This window comes from Kitasatospora sp. NPDC048298 (assembly GCF_043201465.1).
Taxonomy (GTDB): domain Bacteria; phylum Actinomycetota; class Actinomycetes; order Streptomycetales; family Streptomycetaceae; genus Kitasatospora.
Window position 1 is genome coordinate 1 of record NZ_JBICYZ010000156.1, and the last position, 3130, is coordinate 3130.

The 3130-nt window shown below is 69.2% G+C and carries 2 protein-coding genes and 1 pseudogene; all 3 read right to left on the reverse strand.

What is annotated here, in order from left to right:
- Positions 1–423: pseudogene (locus tag ACGF0D_RS44095) on the reverse strand (hypothetical protein); the annotation flags it as partial.
- 79 nt (positions 424–502) lie between these two features.
- Complete coding sequence (locus tag ACGF0D_RS44100) at positions 503–1180, reverse strand: hypothetical protein (RefSeq protein WP_392926203.1); 678 nt, start codon at positions 1178–1180, stop codon at positions 503–505.
- Positions 1177–2916 carry an alpha/beta hydrolase gene (locus ACGF0D_RS44105; RefSeq protein WP_392926205.1) on the reverse strand — a complete coding sequence of 580 codons (1740 nt, stop codon included), beginning with the start codon at positions 2914–2916 and terminating at the stop codon, positions 1177–1179. Before ACGF0D_RS44105 ends, ACGF0D_RS44100 begins: the two co-directional genes overlap by 4 nt.
- Positions 2917–3130 lie beyond the last annotated feature (214 nt).

The following is a 3130-nucleotide window of genomic DNA, read 5'->3' on the forward strand; positions in this document are numbered from 1 at the left end:
CAGAGTCGGCTCGGGGACGTAGGTGCCAAAGGGGTCGCGGTCGCGGATGACGGGGATGGGGCCCACGGTGGCTTGGAAGGTGATGTTGCCGGCGGCGCCGAAGAGCATGCACACGCTGTACCCAGTGGGCGTGGTGGCGAACATGGCGGGCTGGCCGGGGTTGACGGAGGAGATCCGGTAGCCGCGGGCCTGCCAGCCACGTTCGGCGACGCCCAGCAGCGCGCCGTACTTGGCTGCGGTGACCTTGGTCATGATGTAGCGGTCGCGGGTGGCAACGGCGTAGCCCAGGGAGCGGTCGTCGGGGCCTGTGGTCTGCTCGGTGGACCGCGGCCAGCCGTCCCAGTACTGCAACCGGGGGCGGATGGCGGACATCGCCTCGTCGAGGAGCGCGTTGAGTGCCTGGACGGCCTGTTCGGGGGTCATTCGAGGACTTTCCGAAGGTGCGGGCGCCGTACGGCGGCAGCCCGGCAGACGGTACTTGGAACAGGGGACGGGCTGGTGGTCAGGCAGACCAGTACGGGTCGTCGTACTTGGGCAGGATGTCCGGGTTCCCGTTGGCCATGACAGGGTCGGGTGTCGGGGTGCCGAACAGGTCCCGGCCATCGGGCACCGGGATCGGGCTGACAGTGGCCTCGATGTCGATGTCCCCGGCGGAGCCGATGCCGATGCGCACGCTGAACCCCTCCGCCGTGGTGGCGGACACGGCCTGCCCGGCGGGGCCCGTTTCGATGCGGTAGGCCTTGGCCTCCCACACGCTCCGCACCGTTTCCAGCAGGGTGGCGTACTTGGCGGGGGCGACCTTGGTCATGACGTGGCGCTTGCGGGAGGCTTTGGCGTAGCCGAGGGAGTGCTCGTTCAGGCCGGAGGAGTACTGCTCCCTGGTCTCAGGCCAGGCATCCCAATACCGCAGCGTCGGCTGCACGTTCGAGGTCGCCTCTTCCAGCAGGGCGTTGAGCTTCTGCAGGGCCTGCCCGGGCGCCATGAGCGGGGCCGTCGCCGTCGGGTCCGGGCGGGCGCCGTCGCCGACGGCGGCGGTGAAGGCGCCGCAGGCCGTCAGCGTCAGCACGAGCGCGATGGGCACGGCGGCCGCAGCGAGACGCCGCGTCAGCGGCTTGCCGGGTCGCGGGGCGTTCGAGGGTGCGGCGCTGACGAGCGAGGTGCGACGGGATGGGATGCTCATCGTTGGCCCTGCCTTGTGACGTGGTCGTACTTGCCGGCCACGATTTGGCCGATGTTGTTGACCGAGACCGCAGCATCGTCCGGTGCGGGGTCCTTCTTCGGCTCGTCCATGTAGTGGGAGTGCGAGTCGAAGGACAGCGGCGCGCCGTCCGGGACGGCGAAGCGGTTGGCGCCGAATTCCTTGCTGGCCGGGTCCTGGCCGAACCAGAGTTGGTTGTCAGGGGAGTACATCTTGTACACCTCGTCGCCGAGGGGGCCCAGGGCAGGGAAGAGGGCCACGTCGTTGGCGACACGCGTTGCAGGCGGCAGATGGCTCACGGGGTCGTTCTCCGCGTCGCCGACCCACACGTGGCCGGGATCGACGTTCAGTTGGGATGCCTTGGTGGCGCCGGTGCCGGGGGAACCGACGAGGATGATGTCGTCGGCGCCGGTGCCACCGGTCATCTGCGCGCCCAGGCCGACGGTGGTGGAGCCGTAGCTGTGGGCGAGGGCGACGAGGTGGGCCGGGGGGCCGTCGTGAGTGGCGCGCAGGCCCGACATGAACTTGTCGTAGGCGGCGCCGCCCTTGGCGGCGCGGTCGGTGTCCATCACCTCCAGAGGCCGGAGGTCGCCCTGGGCGAGCTTCTCCAGACCGGGCGGCGGATCATAGCCGAGCCAGACCATCGAGGCGACCTCGGCGTTGGGATCGGCGGCGGCTGCGGCGTTCCACACGTTCAAGGCGCGGTCGGCGTCCTTGCCGCCGACCGCGGAGAGCGTGGTACCCAGCCCCGGCACGTACGCGCTGACGTTCTTCGCGGTGTCCGGGTTGCCGTAGGACAGGATGCCGCGGCCCTGCCCCTCCTCGCTGACGCCGATCAGGAAGACGGGCGGCTGCTTGCCCCTGCGTTCCTCCAGCTTCTTGCTGATCGCGATGAAGCCGTCGAGCTTCTGCTTCTCGTCCTCCGTCAGGTTGGATTTCTGTTGGTACTTGCTGATGAGGTTGGCGAGATTGAGCTGATTGGCCTCGTTGCGGGCCACCGCGGGGATGCCGTCGCGCATGCCCAGCAGGTCCGGGTGCGCCTCGATGAGCCGCTGCTGCTCGCCCGACGTCAGGCCCTTCCACCAGGAGTTGACCTCGGTGGGCGAGGCACCGGCGGGCGGGAAGCCCGCGGCCATCAGGTCGACGCCCTGCTGTGTGACGGCCTTGAGGTCGGCGGCAGCCTTGTCCGTCTCCAGCCCCGTGCCGTTTCGGGCGCGCTCGGTCAGGGAGTTCAGGAGCCCCGCGATCTTCTGATCGGCGTTGCCGGCCTCGGCGACGGCGCCGGATATCCGGTTCGCCAGCGCCTTCGCCTGCTCGGGGATGTTGTACCCCGGGTCGTTCGTCTCGGCCTTGGACGGCGCGGGCCAGGACACCGTCCCGTCATCGGCGACAGTCAGCCCCAGCTTCTGGGCCTCCTGCAGTGCCATCTGCAGCTTGGACTGCGCCAGCAGGAAGCTCTCGGAGGCCTCGCGCAGCAGCCCAGAGACCGCCGACATCTCCGTGTGGGCGGCGTCCAGCCGATTGCTGGTGCGCTGCAGCGAGGCGTTGGCGGCGCCGGCGGCGTTGCCGACCCAGTTCGCGTTGAAGACGTGCTTGAGGACCTCGTGCTGCATGTTCTGGACATGCTTGCCGAAGTTGGTGGCAAGGGTGTCGTAGGCGGTGGCCGCCGGCGCCAGGCCGAACAGGTTGGCGTCGCGCAGCTGGGCGAGGCTGACCATCAGTGCGTCCCCTGCGGGAACAGCCCGGAAGGCTTCAGGCTCGTGGCGCCGTTCTTGTCCGCGTTGCGGTAATCGGTGGCGGTCTGAGAAGGCATCCGCAAACCCGTCGCGGGGCTTGGGGTTAGCACGAGTGTTCCCGTGTTCCCGATTCGGGTGATCTCGGCGTTGCCACTGCATGAAGACAGGGCCCCTGTGCAGCTTTGAGGTTGTCGAG